Annotated in this window: 15 protein-coding genes; 7 read left to right on the top strand and 8 right to left on the bottom strand. The window is 68.1% G+C overall.

Going from position 1 to position 17431, the window contains the following annotated elements:
- Positions 1–115: 115 nt before the first annotated feature.
- Genes Q9R39_RS12725 through Q9R39_RS12705 form a run of 5 tightly spaced genes read right to left on the bottom strand, consistent with a single transcriptional unit; the run spans position 116 to position 8680 of the window.
- A complete protein-coding gene (locus tag Q9R39_RS12725) occupies positions 116–862 on the bottom strand; it encodes a TetR/AcrR family transcriptional regulator (protein WP_058253744.1) in 747 nt (248 codons plus the stop codon).
- Complete coding sequence (locus Q9R39_RS12720) at positions 859–2460, bottom strand: FAD-dependent monooxygenase (RefSeq protein ID WP_058253772.1); 1602 nt, start codon at positions 2458–2460, stop codon at positions 859–861. Before Q9R39_RS12720 ends, Q9R39_RS12725 begins: the two co-directional genes overlap by 4 nt.
- A gap of 10 nt (positions 2461–2470) precedes the next feature.
- A complete protein-coding gene (locus tag Q9R39_RS12715) occupies positions 2471–4219 on the bottom strand; it encodes a (2,3-dihydroxybenzoyl)adenylate synthase (protein ID WP_058253745.1) in 1749 nt (582 codons plus the stop codon).
- Positions 4216–6537, bottom strand: coding sequence for a hydantoinase B/oxoprolinase family protein (locus tag Q9R39_RS12710; RefSeq protein ID WP_058253746.1), 2322 nt, complete (start codon positions 6535–6537; stop codon positions 4216–4218). The genes Q9R39_RS12715 and Q9R39_RS12710 overlap by 4 nt, the downstream gene beginning before the upstream one ends.
- Positions 6538–6571: 34 nt before the next feature.
- The gene (locus Q9R39_RS12705) at positions 6572–8680 is read right to left on the bottom strand and encodes a hydantoinase/oxoprolinase family protein (RefSeq protein ID WP_311277587.1); all 2109 of its coding nucleotides are present in this window, start codon (positions 8678–8680) and stop codon (positions 6572–6574) included.
- Positions 8681–8944: 264 nt separating this feature from the next.
- Here Q9R39_RS12705 and Q9R39_RS12700 point away from each other — a divergent pair, with 264 nt between their 5' ends.
- From Q9R39_RS12700 to Q9R39_RS12685, 4 genes are read left to right on the top strand one after another with little or no spacing between them, the layout of a single operon-like run.
- Entirely contained in the window at positions 8945–9700 is a 756-nt protein-coding gene (locus Q9R39_RS12700; RefSeq protein ID WP_058253748.1) for a maleate cis-trans isomerase, read from the top strand.
- 30 nt (positions 9701–9730) lie between these two features.
- Positions 9731–10393: a VOC family protein gene (locus Q9R39_RS12695; protein ID WP_058253749.1), complete on the top strand. Its 663-nt coding sequence runs from the start codon at positions 9731–9733 to the stop codon at positions 10391–10393.
- Positions 10390–10635 carry a hypothetical protein gene (locus Q9R39_RS12690; protein WP_058253750.1) on the top strand — a complete coding sequence of 82 codons (246 nt, stop codon included), beginning with the start codon at positions 10390–10392 and terminating at the stop codon, positions 10633–10635. The genes Q9R39_RS12695 and Q9R39_RS12690 overlap by 4 nt, the downstream gene beginning before the upstream one ends.
- The gene (locus Q9R39_RS12685) at positions 10632–11879 is read left to right on the top strand and encodes a hypothetical protein (RefSeq protein ID WP_058253751.1); all 1248 of its coding nucleotides are present in this window, start codon (positions 10632–10634) and stop codon (positions 11877–11879) included. The genes Q9R39_RS12690 and Q9R39_RS12685 overlap by 4 nt, the downstream gene beginning before the upstream one ends.
- A 261-nt stretch (positions 11880–12140) precedes the next feature.
- On the opposite strand, the gene Q9R39_RS12680 is transcribed toward Q9R39_RS12685, so the two are convergent.
- Together Q9R39_RS12680 and Q9R39_RS12675 are read right to left on the bottom strand one after the other, a co-directional pair.
- A complete protein-coding gene (locus Q9R39_RS12680; protein ID WP_065630873.1) occupies positions 12141–12416 on the bottom strand; it encodes a hypothetical protein in 276 nt (91 codons plus the stop codon).
- 81 nt (positions 12417–12497) lie between these two features.
- Complete coding sequence (locus Q9R39_RS12675; protein WP_068970385.1) at positions 12498–13493, bottom strand: stage II sporulation protein M; 996 nt, start codon at positions 13491–13493, stop codon at positions 12498–12500.
- A gap of 111 nt (positions 13494–13604) precedes the next feature.
- Between Q9R39_RS12675 and Q9R39_RS12670 the strand changes: the two genes are divergently transcribed.
- Together Q9R39_RS12670 and Q9R39_RS12665 are read left to right on the top strand one after the other, a co-directional pair.
- The gene (locus Q9R39_RS12670; RefSeq protein WP_065630871.1) at positions 13605–14489 is read left to right on the top strand and encodes an RDD family protein; all 885 of its coding nucleotides are present in this window, start codon (positions 13605–13607) and stop codon (positions 14487–14489) included.
- Between the two features lie 60 nt (positions 14490–14549).
- A complete protein-coding gene (locus Q9R39_RS12665) occupies positions 14550–15797 on the top strand; it encodes a lipase family protein (protein ID WP_254859782.1) in 1248 nt (415 codons plus the stop codon).
- 21 nt (positions 15798–15818) lie between these two features.
- Here Q9R39_RS12665 and Q9R39_RS12660 read toward each other — a convergent pair whose 3' ends face one another.
- A complete protein-coding gene (locus Q9R39_RS12660; protein ID WP_058253755.1) occupies positions 15819–17012 on the bottom strand; it encodes an acyl-CoA dehydrogenase family protein in 1194 nt (397 codons plus the stop codon).
- A 72-nt stretch (positions 17013–17084) separates the two neighbouring features.
- Here Q9R39_RS12660 and Q9R39_RS12655 point away from each other — a divergent pair, with 72 nt between their 5' ends.
- Positions 17085–17417, top strand: coding sequence for a TfoX/Sxy family protein (locus tag Q9R39_RS12655; protein WP_065630869.1), 333 nt, complete (start codon positions 17085–17087; stop codon positions 17415–17417).
- Positions 17418–17431: the final 14 nt, after the last annotated feature.

The following is a 17431-nucleotide window of genomic DNA, read 5'->3' as shown; positions in this document are numbered from 1 at the left end:
ACGTCGCCTCCGCAAGCTCCGGCCTCCTCAGGGAGCAGAAGTAGACGTCGCCTCCGTAAGCTCCGGGCGCTCCTCAGGGAGCAGAAGTAGACGGCCTCCGCAAGCTCCGGCCTCCTCAGGGAGCGGAAGGGGGTGACGTGCGCTCCCGGACCTCCCGCTCCAGGTAATCGAGGTTCTGCCGCATCTGCGCGATGAGTCGTTCTGCGCCCGACACGGTGTTGTCCGCATCGGGGTCGACGACCGAGTTGACCGCCATGTCGGCCAGCTGGCGCGCGACCTTACGGTCGCTCTCGCTGTCACCCGGGTGATGCCACCAGGCCAGCCAGTTCAGCATGCCGACGATGCCGAGCGCGGAGATCCGTGGATCGGCGGCACGGAACCGGCCCCCGGCGATGCCTTCCTCCATGACGGCCACCAACTCCTTGAGGACCCGCCGGCGGCTCTGCCGGTAGGTCTCGGCGAGCGCGGGCGGCAGCTCGGCCTCCGAGCGGATCAGCAGCCGGAACCGATCCAGGGTCTGGGTCTGGTGGAGCGCGATGGACATCGCCATCTCGTGGATCTTCCCGACGGGATCGAGGTCTGTTCGTTGATTGATCTCGTGGAGCAGGATGGCCGGTTCCTCGGCGATCTCGCTGACCAGCCGGGCGAACAGCTCGTCTTTGTTGGCCACGTAGTGGTAGAGCGCCGGACGCGTCAGGCCGGTGGCGTCGGCGATGTCCTGAAGAGTGGTGCTCGCCAGCCCGCGTTCGGCGAACAACCTGGTGGCCTGCTCCATGATCTCGCGTTCGACCAGCTCACGCCGTGAATTGCTGCGGCCGGTGCGCCCGGCGGTCGGCGACTCCTGGGGCGTCGAGCTGGTCATAGGCGAAGAATAGTGTGTCCGGCCCCCGCGCCGCGCCCGACCTCCGGGACGTCGTCCGGGGCGTCGCCGTCGGTCACGGCGACGAGATCGGTGCGCAGACTCACCAACCCGGCGACGAGATCGTCGTAGGAGCCGGTGGGCGCCTCCACGACGACCAGCGCGTCCGTCTCCTGACGCAGGCGCTCGCCGAGGTCCAGGCGCGTCAGCACCGCGTCCCGGTCGCCTCGGCCGGTCAGCCACACTGCGGACGCGCCCGTAGCTGCAGTGAGAAGAGGTACCGCGGCCTCTCCCCAGGCGGAATCGATGTCGACCTCGAGCCGGGTGGTTCCCGGGTCGAGCAACAGCTCGGCGGGGGCCTGCCGGGTCGGGAACGTCCAGGGCCCGTGTGACAACGGTTGTCCGACCACCCATGTCGACAATCCGCCGGCGGGGACGGCAGCATCGTCGACGCCGGCATACGCGGCGAGCCCGCGGCGGGCCACTTCGGGCGCCGAGGACGCGAAGCGGTCGAGTCCGACCTTCCCGGCACGGGTCATGTACGCGATCATCAACTGGTCCACCGGGATTTCGGTGCGGCGGGGGAACGACTCCCACCACTGTTCGCTACGCGCCGCGATCGACTGCAGATACTCGACGTTCGGCCGACGCGCCGACTCGTACGCCGACAGCGCCTCGTCGAGCGTCGTCGCACTCCGGACCGCGTGATCGAGTTCGATCGCATCCTCCATCGCGAGTTTGGTTCCCGAACCGATCGAGTAGTGCGCGGTGTGTGCGGCGTCCCCCAGGAGCACGACGTTCCCGGAGTGCCACCGGGCGCAGGTGACGGTGCGGAACCGCAGCCACCGCGTGCGGTTGCCGATCAGCCGGTGCCCGCCCAGCGTGTCGGCGAAGGCGTCTTGAAGATACGCCAGCGCGGTCTGGTCGCTGTCGGTCATCGGGGTGTTCTCGGTGGAGAGATCGAAACCGGCACGACGCCAGGTCGTCTCGTCGGTCTCGATCAGGAACGTACTCCGGTCGGACGCGTAGGGGTAGGCGTGCGCGACGAAGGTGCCGTCCGCGGTGGTGACCGGTGTGAAGATCGCGCTCGGGAGGGCGACGTCGGCTCCGCACCACAGATACAGTCCCTCGCCGGTGGAGATGGCCGGCCCGAAATCGTCGGCCATGTCCGTCCGGGTTGCACTGTTGACACCGTCGGCGGCGACGATGAGGTCGGCGTCGAGGTCGGCGACCGACCGCCGCACACCGAACTCGAGCCGTACACCGGCGGCCACGGCGTGCTGCTGGAGAACGTCGAGAAGTGTTGTACGCGCGATCGCGAGCAGCTCCCCGTGCGACAGACGGGCGACGTCGTCCCCGACCCGAATCGACATCTCGTGCGGATGCGACACCGCGACGATGGCGTCGAGAGACGCGGGGTCCGCCTCGCGCAGGTTGCGTTGCGTACGGGATGCGAGTCCGACGCCGAACCCGAAAGTGGTGTCGGGCGAGCCCTGTTCGTAGACGGTCACCTCGGCGTCGGGATGACTCCGTTTGAGAAGTCGCGCGGCGTACAGCCCACCCGGACCGCCACCGAGCACGGCGATTCGACTGAGTTTCATGGATTGTTCCTCACTGGTCTGCGCCCGAGGGCGCGGCGGCGGACCCGGCGTCGGCGTCGAGCTTGGCCACGACATCGGCGCGGAGTCGTTTCTTGTCGATCTTCCCGACGTTCGTCTGGGGCAGTTGCGGCACGAGCTCGAGTCGCTCGGGCCACTTGAACTTGGCCACGCCAAGCGATTCCAGGTGGGCCTGGACGCTCTCCATCGACACCTGCCGGTCGTCGGCGGTCACGAGGTACGCGCAGGTCCGCTCTCCCAGACGCGGATCCGGCATCGCGACGACCGCGGCGTTGCGCACCTGCGGATGGGTGACGAGCAACTGCTCGACCTCTTCGGCGTTGATCTTCTCGCCGCCGCGGTTGATGAGGTCCTTGATCCGTCCCTCGATGGACAGGTGGCGCACCCCGTCGATCACCACGACCTTCGCGAGATCCCCGGTCCGATAGAAGCCCTCGGACGTGAACGCGGTCCGATTGTGCTCGGCCGCATCGAAGTAGCCAGGAATGGTGTACGGGCCTCGGCACGACAATTCGCCGACCGCGCCGTCGGGCAGCTCGGTCTCCGTACCGGGTTCGAGGATGCGGATCTCGTCGCCGGCCGCGATCGGGGTACCGACGGTGGTCTGGCGGACCCCATCGGACGAGTCGCGTGGGGACACCGTGAACAGGCCTTCGGACATACCGAAGAGCTGTCCGACCCAGCGCTTCTCCCCGCCGGCTCGGTCGAAGAGCTCACGACTCGGCTTCGCCCCGGACAGGATCACGGTGCGCAAGAAGGCGCTCGGTGCGTCGAAGTCCGGACCGGTGACGGCCTGATAATGCCCGTGCCCGATCAGGACGTCCGTCGCCTGTTCACGTGCCATGAGCGGGAACGCCTTCGACACGTCCGCGGTCGCGAGGACGAGGCAACCACCCACCGAGTGTGCGGCGTGCAGGCCGCAGCTGATGCCCGCGTTGTGGATGATCGGGATCAGATGGGCGACCCGGGTCTCCTCGGTCCAACCGAGGCGCCGGGCGTACAGCAGGGCGTTGTCCCAGTACTCGACGTGCAGCCGCGGAATGACCTTCGGCACACCGGTCGTGCCGCCGGACAGCTGGAACGCACACACGTCGAGCGGATCGACGTCGGCCTGGATCGCGGCGGTCCGCGCTCGTGCCTCCGCGGGCGCGATTCCGGAGCCGAGCGCCTCCACCCGGTTCACGTCGTCCCCGACGCCGTCGGGCGCCCCGATGGTGAGGATCGTCCGCAGGGTCGGATGTCCCTGCGCCTGCCGCCGGGCGAACTCGACGAGGTCGAAACCGAGCCCCGCTTCGACGACGTGACCGACCGCCCCGACCACACGGGAGATGTGACCGATCTCGTGCGCCCGATGAGCCGCGAGTGTCGCCACCGGGACCAGGCCCGCTTTGAGACACGCGTACCAGACGAGCACGGTCTCGATCCGATTCCCCGCCTGGAACAGCACGGGATCACCGGGTCGCAGCCCGAGATCGAGGAGGCCCGACGCCAGCTGGTCGGTGCGAAGACCCAACTCGGCGTAGGTCATCGACGCCACATCGGTGACGACTGCGGGGCGGTCGGGGAAACGGTCGACGGTGTCCTGCAACCGGTCGGCCAGTGGGCGATCGGTCCACTCCCCCGCCCGCCGGTAGGCCGCCGCGCGATCCGCGGGATACCCGACCAGGCGATCACCCCACCGGGCCCGACCCGGTGGGGCCGCGCCGTCCGAGGGGCGGTCGGGGATGGAGGTCACCGTCATCGACCCGCCACCGCCGGGATGAGCTGGGCGAGTTCGGCGACGCGGTCGGGATGGTCGACCGGCACGATGCCCGAGTAGATGGCCGTGAAGCACCCGGGACAGCACTGCTGCCGGAAGACGACCTCGGTGTCGACGTACTCGCCCGGATCGGAGGTGACCTGCGGACCGGCGTCGCTCGACGGACCGTCGTAGCGCGCCAGGTCGAGCCGCCCGGACTTGCTGTCGCCCAGCAGTCTTCCGCAGTGGGCGCATCCCACCACGCGGGAATCGCCGATGGTGACCTCGACCAGGTTGTCGTCGAGTCGCCGAGCGGAACTCAGATCGAGGGTCGCCTCTTGTCCGCTGGGGATCTCGGAGCGGGTACGCCGCATCTCCAGCAATTCCGCCCGCTTCCGCTCCGTGCCCGAGCCGTCGACCTCGCCGGCGGTGAGCACGACGCCGTACGCGTCTTCGGCACCCGCGGGGGTCACCTTCCCGTTGCGCACATCGGCGGCCACGGCCTCCGGTTCCCGGCGAAGCGGATCGCCGTAACCGCCGCCACCCTGCCAGTGCATGTACAGCACCTCACCGGGGGCGAGGTAACTCTCGTCGTAGCACGCGCCGATCTCCTTCGCACCGGCCAGCTCGTCGAGCGTCCCCGGAATCCGGCCCTGCGCCAACAGTTCCTGTACGCCAGAGTCACGTGCCAGGATCTCCAGGCCGGTGTTGCCGGGCAGTCCGCCGGCGAGTCCGGCGTTCTGCGCGACGGCCTTGCCCGCCGAGGCGAAGACGAGACCCATCGGCAGACTCGTCCCGTACGGGGTGACCGCGAGCGACGCCGACACGCCGCCACGGTGCCGCCCCGGACCGCCGGAGTCCGGCTCTTCCCGACGCCACAGGGTGAGCAGCGGGTAGAGGAACTCGGTCATCTCGGTGTCGGGGATACGGCCCATCGGGATGCAGAAGAGGCCGCCCGTGTCCATGCCGTCGGCGACGGGCCGCGCACCGTACCCGCCGGCCATCGGCTCCATCATGATGTTGAGGAACGGCACCGGTTGTTCGCCGCGCTCGTCGAGGCCCGCGACCACCGCGGTGTCCCACGTCCCGCAGCACGATGCCTGCACGTTCTTGCCGAACTCGAGGTGGCGATCCAGCATCTGGGCCAGACACTCAGCGATCAGGTTGCCGGTGAGCCACGCCGGGCCGATCGGCCCGCGACTCACCGCCGCCGGGAAGGTGGCGTTGTTGATCGTCCCCTCCTCCGCGACCAGGTCGAAGCACCGCATCAGCCCGCCGGCCGACCAGGGGATGTCACCGGCGAGGATGGGGAGCAGCGCCAGCATCACCCCGCCGCGCATGCCCGCGTACGTGCAGTTGATGACGCCCGTCTGCGGGTCGGTGCCGGTGAAGTCGAACTCGAGGTGATCGTCGGTCTTGGTCATCGCGACGGTGATCTTGTGGACGCCGCGGTCGCCGGTCTGGGACTGGTCCTGGTAACCGGTGGCGTGCCACGTCCCGTCCGGGAGGTCGGACAGCTTGGACCGCAACCGCCCCTCGGCGTCGGACATCATCCGCTTCATGACGGCCTTGACCGTGTCCGCGCCGTACTGCTCGATGACGGCGAGCAACCGGTCACGGCCCACGCTGTTCGCGCCGATCTTGGCCCGTAGGTCGAGACCCACCAGCATGGGAACCCGACTGCGCCGTACCCAGACGTCGGCGACGTCCCGCTGCAGTTCGTAGTCGCGGACCACCTTGATCGGCGGTGTCGGAAGCGATTCGGAGAACACGTCTTTGGCGGCCGGGTCGAAGGAACCCAGTCCCGACCCACCGAGATCGGGCTCGTGGCAGATCGCGCTCGTCCAGGCGAACAGCTTCCCGTCGTGGAAGACGGGTTGGTAGACGATCACGTCGCTCTGGTGGAGTCCGCCGCCGACCCACGGGTCGTTGCAGAGGAACATGTCACCCTCGGCGATCCCGGGATTGAGCGAACGATGTTGCAGCGTCCAGTAGATGGCGAGGTCCACCGCGCCGACGAGCATCGTGTTGTACAGCCCGACCTGGACCTCTTGGCCCAGTTCGTCGCTGACCGCGAAGTCGAAGTCGTTGGCGTCGGTCACGATCGGCGATCCCGACATCCGTTTGAGGGCTTCGCCCATCTCGTCGGTGACCGACCACAGCCGGTGCCGGATCACCTCGTAGGTGAGCGGGTCGAGTGCATCGATCTGTTCCTGCGAGACGGTGTGCACCGGCAACGACGGCGGCAGCGACCGGGCCAGCGCGTCGAGATCGGTGGGTCGGCTCGAGAAGACCTCCGAGCCGGGAATGGGTGCGGTCATGAGAGCGACTCCTGTGATTGCTGCGTGTGGTCGGTCATGCGGGATCGACGGTGATGTTCAGGTTGCCGAGGCGGTCGATCTCACCGGTGGTGTCGTGCGGGACCACCACCGTCGTGGTGGGCACCTCGATGACGGCGGGACCGCGGATGATGTGGCCGGCCCGCAGTCCGGCGTAGTCGTAGATGTCGGTGTCGACGAAGCCGCGTCGGCCGTCGAGGCAGACCTTCCGCACACCCACGTGCGCCGACGACGGATCGGTGGTGTTGGCGGTTGCCAGTTCGGGCAGCTCCGGCGAGAACGGCAGGACCCCCGTGCCGCGGACCCGGTAGGTGATGGCCTGGATGCCCGCCTCGCGGAATCCGCTGTCCTTCCCGTACAGGTCGGCATACTTCTTCTCAAACGCTTCTGCGGCGGCGACGATCTCGGTCGACGTCAGCGAACCGTCCGGCAGCGGGGTCGCGACCTCGGCCAGCTGCATGGTGTAGCGCATGTCGATCTCGCGCTCGATCTCGACGGAGGCGAACTGCAGGCCCTGCCGGTCGAGCTGACCCCGCACCTGCTCCTCGAGCAGCTTGAAGTTCTCCTCCACCCGGGCCGGGTCGAGCGGCATCGCCGCCGGGTCCGAGAGTTCCTTGGCGAGAACGATGTTCGACGACGCGAGACCGTAAGCCGAGAACGCCGAGGCCACCTGGCCCAGCGGGACGACGACCCTGGACACCCCGATCTCCTGCGCGTACAGCCCGCAATGAGCGGGACCCGAGCCGCCGAAGGCGTAGATGATGAAGTTGCGGGGGTCGTGGCCGGCCTCGACGACGGTCTTGCGCAGGAGATCGCCGGTCTGGGCGTTCTGCACCGCGTAGATGGCCGCGGCGGCGTCCTCGACCGAGAGGCCGAGCGGTTCGGCGATGCGCGTACGGATGGCTTCGCGGGCGAGATTCAGGTCCAAAGCCTTGCGGCCGCCGAGAAGGCCGCGCTCAGGCAGGATTCCGAGCACGAGGTTGGCGTCGGTGTTCGTTGGTTCGGTACCGCCCTGTCCGTAGCAGGCCGGGCCCGGAACGGCTTGCGCGCTGTGGGGGCCGATCTGCAGGTTGCCGCCGGCATCGAGCCAGGCGATCGCGCCACCGCCGGCGCCGATCGCATGAACCTCGAGGGTGGGCACGTTGATCGGATGGTGATTGATGATCGTCGTCGACGATCGCACCGGCTCCCCGTCGACGACGAGCCCGACGAGGAACGTCGTGCCGCCCGCGTCGGTGGCGATGATGTTGTCGTGGCCCAGTTGCCGACCGAGGGACACCGATCCGACCACGCCGCCGGTGAGCACCGAACCCACCGTCGAGATGGCATTTCCCGGGGCCTCCGATGCGGCCACTGCGCCGCCGTTGCTCTGCATGACGAGCAAGGGGCCGGCCAGCTTGTGCTCCCGCAGTCTGCCCTCGAGCTCGCCGAGATAGTCCCGGAGGCCCGGACCGATCTGGGTGCTCATGACCGTGGTCGCGTTGCGGGCGAACTCACGGATGCGGGGGCTGACCTCGCTCGACAGCGAGACGAAGACGCTCGGATCGATCTCGGCGACGATCTCGCGAATCCGCTGCTCGTGTACGGGGTTGCGGAACGACCACAGCAGCGACACGGCGATCGCGGAGATTCCGTCGTCGAGCAGTTGCCGGACCGTGGTCCGGACCTCGTCCTCGTCGAGTGCGACGACGACACGGCCGTCCCGGTCGATTCGCTCGGTGACCTCGAGCGCATGCCGCTTGTGGATCAACCCATGAGACTTGCTCTGCGCGAGCACATTCTGCAGTTGCTCCGGTGAACGACCAAGGTAGCGACCCTCGACGTTCATGATGAAGATCGAGTCGCGGTGCCCCTTGGTGGTGATGAATCCGACGTCCGGCACTCGGCCCATGACCAGCGCGTTCAGCGACGACGTGGTGCCGTGCGCGATGTGGTGGGTGTCGGCGAGCATGTCGTCGAGTGGACGTCCCAACTGCTCGGCGAGAACGGTCAGGACATCCATCACCCCGGCCGAGTAGTCCGGCGGAGTGGATGGCGCCTTCCCCGCGACGACCAAGCCGTTGCCGTCGTCGAGGACGGCGTCGGTGAACGTCCCGCCGACGTCCACACCGATCACGTATGCCATGGCCAGGTACTCCTTCGTTGTCCGGGCTGCGAGGCCCCTTCAGGTCCGTTTACGTTGGCGTTGAGTATTCGACGCAATCGATCACCTGTCAAGCATTTGTTATGAGCTGGATCACCATTGAGTGTCCCCCAGTCACCTATCGCTGCAGGTCAGACCCACCATGACAAACGCCTTGACGAATCATCATTGGCGTCGAATAATAATCGTCAACGTCAACTTGGCGTGAACGGCCCTCTGCGGGCCGCGATCGAAAGGACCGGACCCATGGGTGTCCACCGCATCGGCCTCGTCGTGCCGAGTTCGAACGTCACGGTCGAGACCGAGATGCCTGCCCTCCTGAACCGGCACCCGACCTCGCAGTTCTCGTTCCACTCGACCCGGATGAGGATGCACACGGTGTCCCCGGAACAGCTCGCCGCGATGAACGCACAACGCGAACGCTGCGTTCTCGAGATCGCCGACGCCTCACCGGAGGTGATCCTCTACGCCTGCCTGGTGGCGCTGATGGTCGGCGGGCCGGGTGAACACCAGCGCGTCGAGGGTGCCGTCGCGGAACAGCTGGCCACCGGCGGCTCCGACGCGATCATCCGGTCGAGCGCAGGTGCCCTGGTCGAGGCGCTCCGTGCACTGGACGCCCGACGCATTGCCCTCGTGACCCCCTACCTCCGGCCGCTCGCCGAGAAGGTCGTCGAGTACCTGGACGCCGAGGGCTTCGAGGTGATGGACTGGCGGGCCCTCGAAGTCGCGGACAACGCCGAGGTGGGATGTATCCCCGGCGAACGCGTGATGACCGCCGCCCGGTCCCTCGAACTGGACGGTGTCGACGCGCTGGTGTTGTCCTGCTGTGTCCAGATGCCGTCCCTGGATCTGATCGACGACGCCGAACGCGAGTTCGGCCTGCCCGTGCTGTCGGCTGCGACAGCCGGCGCGTACAGCATTCTGCGCGGACTCGGCCTGCCCGCTTCCATCGAGGGCGCGGGCAGCCTGCTGCGCGCCGACATCGCCACCGTCCCTGCCTGATCACCCACCCCGATCATCCTGGAGTACCCCATGAATCCACTGCCCCACAGAGTCCGCGGCGTCGATCACGTCGCCTACCCCACCTTCGACCCGGCGGCCACGGTCCGCTTCTACCGCGACGTCCTCGGCTTCCCGGTCGTGCACTCGATCTGCGCGGCCGGCTGGGGACCCGACAAGCATCCCGACTTCATCCACTTCTTCTTCGACATCGGCAACGACGACCGGCTCGCGTTCTTCTACTACTTCGGACTGGAGCCGTTCGACGGTGGCCCCCAGGGTGATTCGTACTCACGCTTCGCCGAGGACGTACCGATCTGGTTCATCCGCTCGCGTCACCTCGCCATACACGTCGACGACGAGACCGATCTGCTGGAGTACCGGCGACGGCTGGATGCCAGCGAATGGCCGGTCGAGATGCAGATCCAACACGAGACGATCGAGTCGATCTACACCCACGACCCGAACGGGTACATGATCGAGATCACGCGTGCGATGCGGGCCGTCACGCCGCAGGAGGACCTCGACGCCAACCTGACCATCGAGGCCCTCATCGACGTGGTCTCGCAACCGAATCCGAGCATGGACGCGCTTCTCATGCGCAAGGCCGAGCGGATCGTCGAACGGGCTGCGGCCTGGCAGGACGAGCACACCGCCGGCGACGTACTCGCCGCCGAGGAGGCGACCGTCCGATGACCACGCTGTTCGTCCTCGACGTCCCGGAGAACAAGGCCGTCGCGGCGGTCGCCGGCGAAGCGCCGGGTGTTTCGGTGGATCATGTCGGACCCTATTTCCGGATCACCGCCGACGACACCATCGTCATCGACCGGCGGGCCACCGGGTGTCGCCACGCCGTCTGGTACAGCAGCGTCGCCGGGCTCCTCGACTCGCGAATAGTGCAGTGGGACAAGGACGCACTGAAGGTCGCACCGCGATGACCGCCCCCACCGCCGCGGGCACGAGCCGACTGGGAGCGGGTCGTTACATCGACGCCGCCGAGCAACCGGCGAACACCACGACCTCCGTGCACGAACTGACCACCGCCGACGGCGCCAAGGTCACCGGGGTTCTGCGCACTGTCCCCGGCGCGACCGTCGTCGTCGCCCTCATGCATCCGCGGCAGGACCTGACACACCATGTACTCGTCCCCGAACTGCTCGCCCGCGGGTTCGCGGTGTGGACGCAGGGCACGCGTTCGGTCAACAACGACCTCACCCTCGTCCACGAGCAGGCCATCCTCGACGCCGCGGCGGGACAGGTCTTCCTGCGCGAACGTGACTTCGGATCTGTGCTCACATTGGGCCATTCGGGTGGCGGCGCCCTGTTCGCCTTCTACCACGAGCAGGCCGGACTGGCGCCCGGCGATCGGCTGACCACGACTCCCGCCGGCCGACCCGTGGACCTGGCCGGTGCCGACATGCCGGTCCCCGACGGCGCCATCTTCCTCGCGCCTCATCCCGGTCAAGGCGAACTGCTGCTGCGCCTCATCGACCCATCGGTCACCGACGAGGACGATCCGCTCGCTGCCGACCCCTCGCTGAATCCGTTCGAGCCCGCCAACGGTTACGCGGAGCCTCCGGAAAGCTCCTCGTACGCACCGGATTTCGTCGAGCGGTACCGCGCCGCCCAACGCGCCCGGGTCGAACGACTCGACACCGTCGCGCGGGATCTGGTCGCCGAAACCGCGCGCGCACGAGCACGTTTCGCAGAAAGCGACGACCCGGACGACCGTCGGGCCTCGCTCGCCCCGCGCATCATGACTATCTACCGGACCGACGCCGACCTGCGGTTCCTCGATCAGTCCCTGAGCCCCAACGACCGGCCCTACGGGTCGCTGTTCGGTCGGCGTCCCGACCTCACGGATTACGGCCTGGTCGGGTTCGGTCGGCTGGCGACCCCCGACGCGTGGCTGTCCACCTGGTCTGGCCTGTCGAGCAACGCCGGATTCCTCCGATGCGCGCCCGGTGTCCGGGTTCCCGCGCTCTTCGTCGAGCTCACCGGCGACCAAGCGTGCTTCCCCGAGGATGCGGTGGCGATGGTGAACGCCCTCGGCGCGGACGATGTCACGCACGTCCGCGTCGAGGGAACCCACTTCGGCGGTCCGATCCGCCGAGGGGCCCCGACCGGCGCGAGCCTGGCCGCCGCCCAGATCGGGGGGTGGCTCGCGCAACGGTTCTCGTGAGGCCGACCTGCTCCCTGATCCGAAAGAACGACCTGCCCCCTGGTTCCTAGCCCGAGAGGTGCCGTCCCCTCTGCTCCCTGAGGTGCGAGGAGCGCAAGCCGCCGGGCCGAGCAAGCGACGAAGGAGCGCGTCGAGGTCGACGAGCCACGAAGGGCCTGGTGAGACGCCTTGCGAGACCCTTCGTGACGCGCCCTCCGCAAGCTCCGGGCGCTCCTCAGGGAGCACTGGTCAGGTCAATCTTTCGGATTGAGGAGCAAAGGATCACTTCTTCGCGAGAGCCGCCCGGTAACCGAGGAACCCGACGTAGCCGGCCAGCCCGGCCAGGCCCAGCCGGCGGGTCCGCGGCGACACCAGTGCGAGGCCGATGGCGGTCTCGCAGGCACCGTTGCGGTAGGTCCAGGTGGTGGTGTCGTCGGGGAACACCGGCTCGGTGATCGGGGCGAAGATCTCGGGCTTGATGAAGTGCGCAACCCCGGTGGCGGCCAGTCCCCCGCCCAGCAGCGAGACAGCGTCCAGTGATCCCTTGCGAGTGGCCATCAGAGTGTTCCCCTTCGTCGTCGTCGACCCTTTCCGGTGATCGTAGGCGTCGTTCCATTCCGGTTCGACGTCGACGGGCCGCTATCTCGCCGTCGGGACGGTGAGCCCGCGAGCTGCCTCGTCGAGATCGCCGGTGTCGCCGTACTCGTACGCGCGGCGACCGGCGACGAAGACGTACGACATGAAGAGCGTCCACGCCGTCACGCCGATCCCGATCCGGGCCCAGGTCGGCAGCGGGGACGGCGTGACGAACGCTTCGATGACCCCGCACAGCAGCAGCACGACGACCAGACCCAGCGCGACACCGACCGCTGCCCGGCCCTCCTCCCCGAGAGCCGTTGCACGCGTTCGATTCCCCGGGGCCACCCAGGCCCAGAAGATCCGCAGGCCCACGCCCGCAGCGACGAACAAGCAGGTCAGTTCGAGCATTCCGTGCGGCAGGATCAGTCCGAAGAACAGGTCACCACGACCGTGCCGGATCATGATCGACGCCACGACCACCAGATTGAGGATGTTCGTGTAGAGCATCCAGATCACGGGGAACCCGAAGAGCCCTAACGCGATACACAGCGCGGCCAGCCAGAAGTTGTTGGTCCACACGCGAGCGGCGAACGACGTCGCCTCGTATTCGCTGTAGTAGTTCTCGAAGTCGTTGGTGACGAGACGCTCGATCTCCGCGGGCGATGCGAACGAACTCTCGATCCGCGGGTGGGCCAGCACCCACCACGTCATGATCACGGCCGCACCGAGGGACCCGCCCATCACCGAGAGCCACCACCAGCGCATCCGGTACAGGGCCGCGGGGAACGATCGGGTGAAGAACTCGATCACCGTCGCCGGCGTGCTGACCCGGGTTCCGGTGGCGCGACCGCGGGCGCGGGCCAGGAGGCCCGACAGGTATGCCACCAGCGAGGCATCGGGCGCCGTCGAGCGGATGACCGACAGGTGGGTGGCCACCCGCTGGTAGGTGTCGATCATCTCGTCGGCCTCGGCACCGGTGAGTCGGCGGCGCCGCGAGAGCGCATCGAGCCGCTCCCACGTCGCGCGGTGCGCGGACACATAGGCGTCGAGATCCACTCGGCCAGCGTATCGGGCATTCTCACCTCCGCGGCACGTGTCATTCAGCGGACGTCGGGGCTGTGAGTTCCCGATGCCCTGTCGACGAATTGCGTCGTAGGGTGAGGCGTGATGTCTCGTCCAGTGCCGCCTCGGGCCCCCGCGGGCCCGGGTGCACCCGTCGCCGGCCGACCCGGTCCGGTCGCGTGGGGCGCGGGCGCCACGACGACAGTCGGCGTCGGACGCAACGACCTCGTCTCCGGCGAGGCGGTCGCTCTCGCACTCCCGCCGGCGAACCTCGGCTACCGGATTCTCTCCGGCATCATCGACGTCCTGCTGGGGTTCGGACTGTGGTTGTTCCTGTGGTGGATGTCGTTCAAGGTCGCCGGCGAGGCCAGCGAGGCGTGGCGGGGAACCATCAACACCCTGATCCCGATCGTCGCCGTCGTCGCACTCCCGACGCTGCTGGAGACCGTGACCCCGGGGAAGACCGTGGGACACCTCGTCCTGGGCCTCCGAACAGTCCGCGATGACGCGGGCCCGACCGGGTTCCGCCACTCCCTGACCCGAGCACTCGTCGGCTTCGTCGAACTGTATGCGTGCCTGGGACTCCCAGCGCTGATCTCGGCGGCCATCTCGCGCAAGAGCAAGCGCCTGGGCGACCTGCTCGCCGGGACCTACGTCATCCGCGACCGCCACCGGCTCGTCGAGCAGGCACCCATCGAGATGCCACCCGGCCTGCACTCGTGGGCCGTGTCCGCCGACATGGCCGCCCTCCCCGACCCACTCGCGGTGATCATCCGCCAGTTCCTCAACGGCCGCCACGGCATGAAGCCCGAGCCGAGAGCCCATGCCGCCCGGAGGATCGTGTTCGACGTCGCGCCGTTCGTCGCACCCGCTCCCCCGCCCGGCGCCCCGTTCGAAGACGTGTTGTCGGCGATCATGGCCGAGCGCCGCCGCCGCGACGCCGAACGGCTCGCGCGCGAAGCCGCACTGCGCCAACGTCTCCTGCGCTGATCTGTGCTGCGACCCGCAGAGGCGGCGCGGCGCACCCGGATCCCGGTTACTCTGCTACGGGTGACGTTGCCTACCCTGCTTGCGAAGGACAAGAGATCGATCGGCGGCCGACGGCTTCTCGCCGCAGTCGTCGGAGTCGCGTTGACCTTCGCCACGGCCCTGACCGTGCAAGCTCCCGCCAGGGCGGGAGGTCCGGGGCCGGATTCGCCGGCCGGTGTTCACGTGGTCCCGCGCATCGTCGACTCCGAGACCGTGACGGACCCGGTCATCGCACTCCCCCAAGCGGGTTCGACATTGCGCGTGCGATACAGCTCGACGTCCATCCGCGGTCTCCCGACGGAGATGACCGGCACGCTGCTCACACCGTCGACGCGGCCGCCCGCCGGGGGTTGGCCGCTCGCCGTGTGGAATCACATGACGGTCGGCGCTGCAGACCGATGCGCGCCGTCGCAGGCCCATGCCGGTCATTCCGAACTTCCCCGCATGACGTCAGGTGACGGCATCGTCGGCCGGTTGCTCGACGCCGGATTCGCCGTGGCGCGGCCCGACTTCGAGGGCATCGGCGGGCCCGGGCCGCACCCGTATCTCATCGGCGACTCGCTGGCGCGATCGACGGTCGACATGGCGCTGGCCGTCGCGGATCACGACCGACGGATCGGCCGCGACGTCGTCGTGGCCGGGCATTCCGAGGGCGCCGTCGCCGCCTTGGCCGCCGCGGCGCGGCCGTCATCGGAATGGGGTGACCTCCGACTCCGCGCGGTGTCGGCACTCGCACCGCCGACGCAGGTGGCCGCGCTCCTCGATGGGGCGTCCCACGTTCCGGTGTCCGGTCCCGCGATCAACGAACTGATGGGATTGGCCGCTCTCATCGGATATGGCGCGGCCGCAGCCGATCCCGAGTTCGACGAGTTGATGTCCAACGGCGGGCTCAGCGCGGCGGCGAGCAGGCTCCGTCCGCAGGTCGAGGCCCGCTGCTACGCCGACCTGACCTCACCGGACTCGTTCGGCGGCCTCGCGCCGGCCCAGCTCCTGGGACCGCGCGGCGACGAGATGAAGGCCGCATTGTTGAAAGTGCTGCGCGACAACGACGTCGACCGTCTGCGTTTTGCTCGAGGGCTACCGGTCCGCATCGACTCGGGCACCGTCGACACCGTGTCGCCGCAACCGCTGGTGTCCGGTCTGGTGCAGACCTATCGGCGCGCCGGGGTGCGCGTCACGTATTCCGACCGGTTCACCGGGCATGCGGGCGTGGCCACCGACCGCGACAATGCCGAGACGATCGCGGCGTGGCTCATCGCGCAGGTCTGAGGACGTTCGACGACACCCGGACTACGTCAGATCGGTCGAGCTCTTCCCCAACATGCGCCGGGCGATGATCAGCTGCTGGATCTGCTGTGTGCCCTCGAAGATGTCGAGGATCTTCGAGTCACGCGCCCACTTCTCCACCAGTGACGTCTCGGAATAGCCTGCCGTGGAACCGATCTCGACGGTCTTGTTGGTGATGTCGGTGACGGTCCGACCGGCTTTCGCCTTCGACATCGATGCCTCGGTCGAGTTGGGCTGCTTGTTGTCTGCCATCCACGCCGCCCGCACCGTGTGCAACCACGAGGCCTCCCAATCGGATTCGAGGCGGATGAACTCGGCGACGGTGGCGTGCTGCGACGACGCGGGACGGTCGTAGTCGATCTCGTGACCCGCTTCCTCCAGCATCCGACGCAGCTCCTCCAGGGAGGCGCGACCGAGCCCGATGGCCATCGCGGCGACCACCGGACGAGTGTTGTCGAAGGTCTGCATGACCCCGCCGAAGGCCTTCTTGGTGTCGATCTCCGGCGAGCCGAGCAGGTTCTCGGCGGGGACCCGCGCGTTCTCGAACCGGATGACGGCCGTGTCGGAGGCCTTGATGCCCAGCTTGTGCTCGAGGCGGGCCACGGTGACGCCCTCGGTGGTCATCGGCACGACGAAGCTCTTGATGGCCGCGCGTCCGACGCTCTTGTCGATGGTCGCCCACACGACGACGTGGTCGGCGCGCGATCCCGCGGTCACGAAGATCTTCTCGCCGTTCAGGATGTACTCGTCGCCATCGAGGGTCGCGGTCGTGGAGACCGCCGCCGAATCGGAACCGAAGCTCGGTTCGGTGATGGCCATCGCCGCCCATACGTCGCCGAAGCGTTCGAGCTGCTCGGGGTTCGCCACGGCCGCGATCGCGGCATTGCCCAGGCCCTGACCGGGAATGGAGAGCAGCAGGCCCACGTCGCCCCAGCTCATCTCCAGAGCCGACAGGAGGCCGCGCATGTTCGCGCCGTTCACCGACGGAGCGTCGGAGGCGGACTTCTCGGCGTCGGCGGACTTCTCCGTGGAGCGACTCTGCTTGGCGAGCTTCGCCAGTTCGTCGAGTTCGACCGGGTACTCGTGCTCGGCCTGGTCGTACTTGCGCGAGATCGGCCGGAAGAGGTGCTCGGCAGCCATGTGGGTGCGCTCGACCGTCGAATCGAACTTCTTCGGGAGCTCCAGGTTGATCGCCATGGCAGTACCTTACTGCGCAGTAAGTTCGTTGCCAAGTCCCGGTTCGTGACCGAAGCCGAATAATGTGGACCGGTGGCGTACGACGAGGAACTGGCCTACCGCATCCGTGCTCTGCTGGCGACCGAGTGCGGCCTCGACGAGAAGCGCATGTTCGGCGGGCTGGCCTTTCTGATCAACGGCAACATGGCCGTCGCTGCCAGCGGCAAGGGCGGGATCATGGTGCGCGTCGCACCCGAGGAGACCGAGAGCCTCCTCGAGTACCCGCACACCCGGCCGATGGTGATGTCGGAACGCGAGCTCCGGGGATGGCTACGCGTCGACGACGCCGGCATCGCCACCGACCGCCAGCTCTCCCGCTGGATTGCGATCGGTTCGAACTACGCGCGGAAGTTGCCGCCGAAGTAGATACGACCGGCCTA

Origin of the sequence: Gordonia sp. AC31, assembly GCF_031844505.1 — a bacterium.
In the GTDB taxonomy this organism is placed as follows: Bacteria; Actinomycetota; Actinomycetes; order Mycobacteriales; family Mycobacteriaceae; genus Gordonia; species Gordonia hongkongensis.
This window is presented reverse-complemented; position numbering and strand designations above follow the sequence as displayed.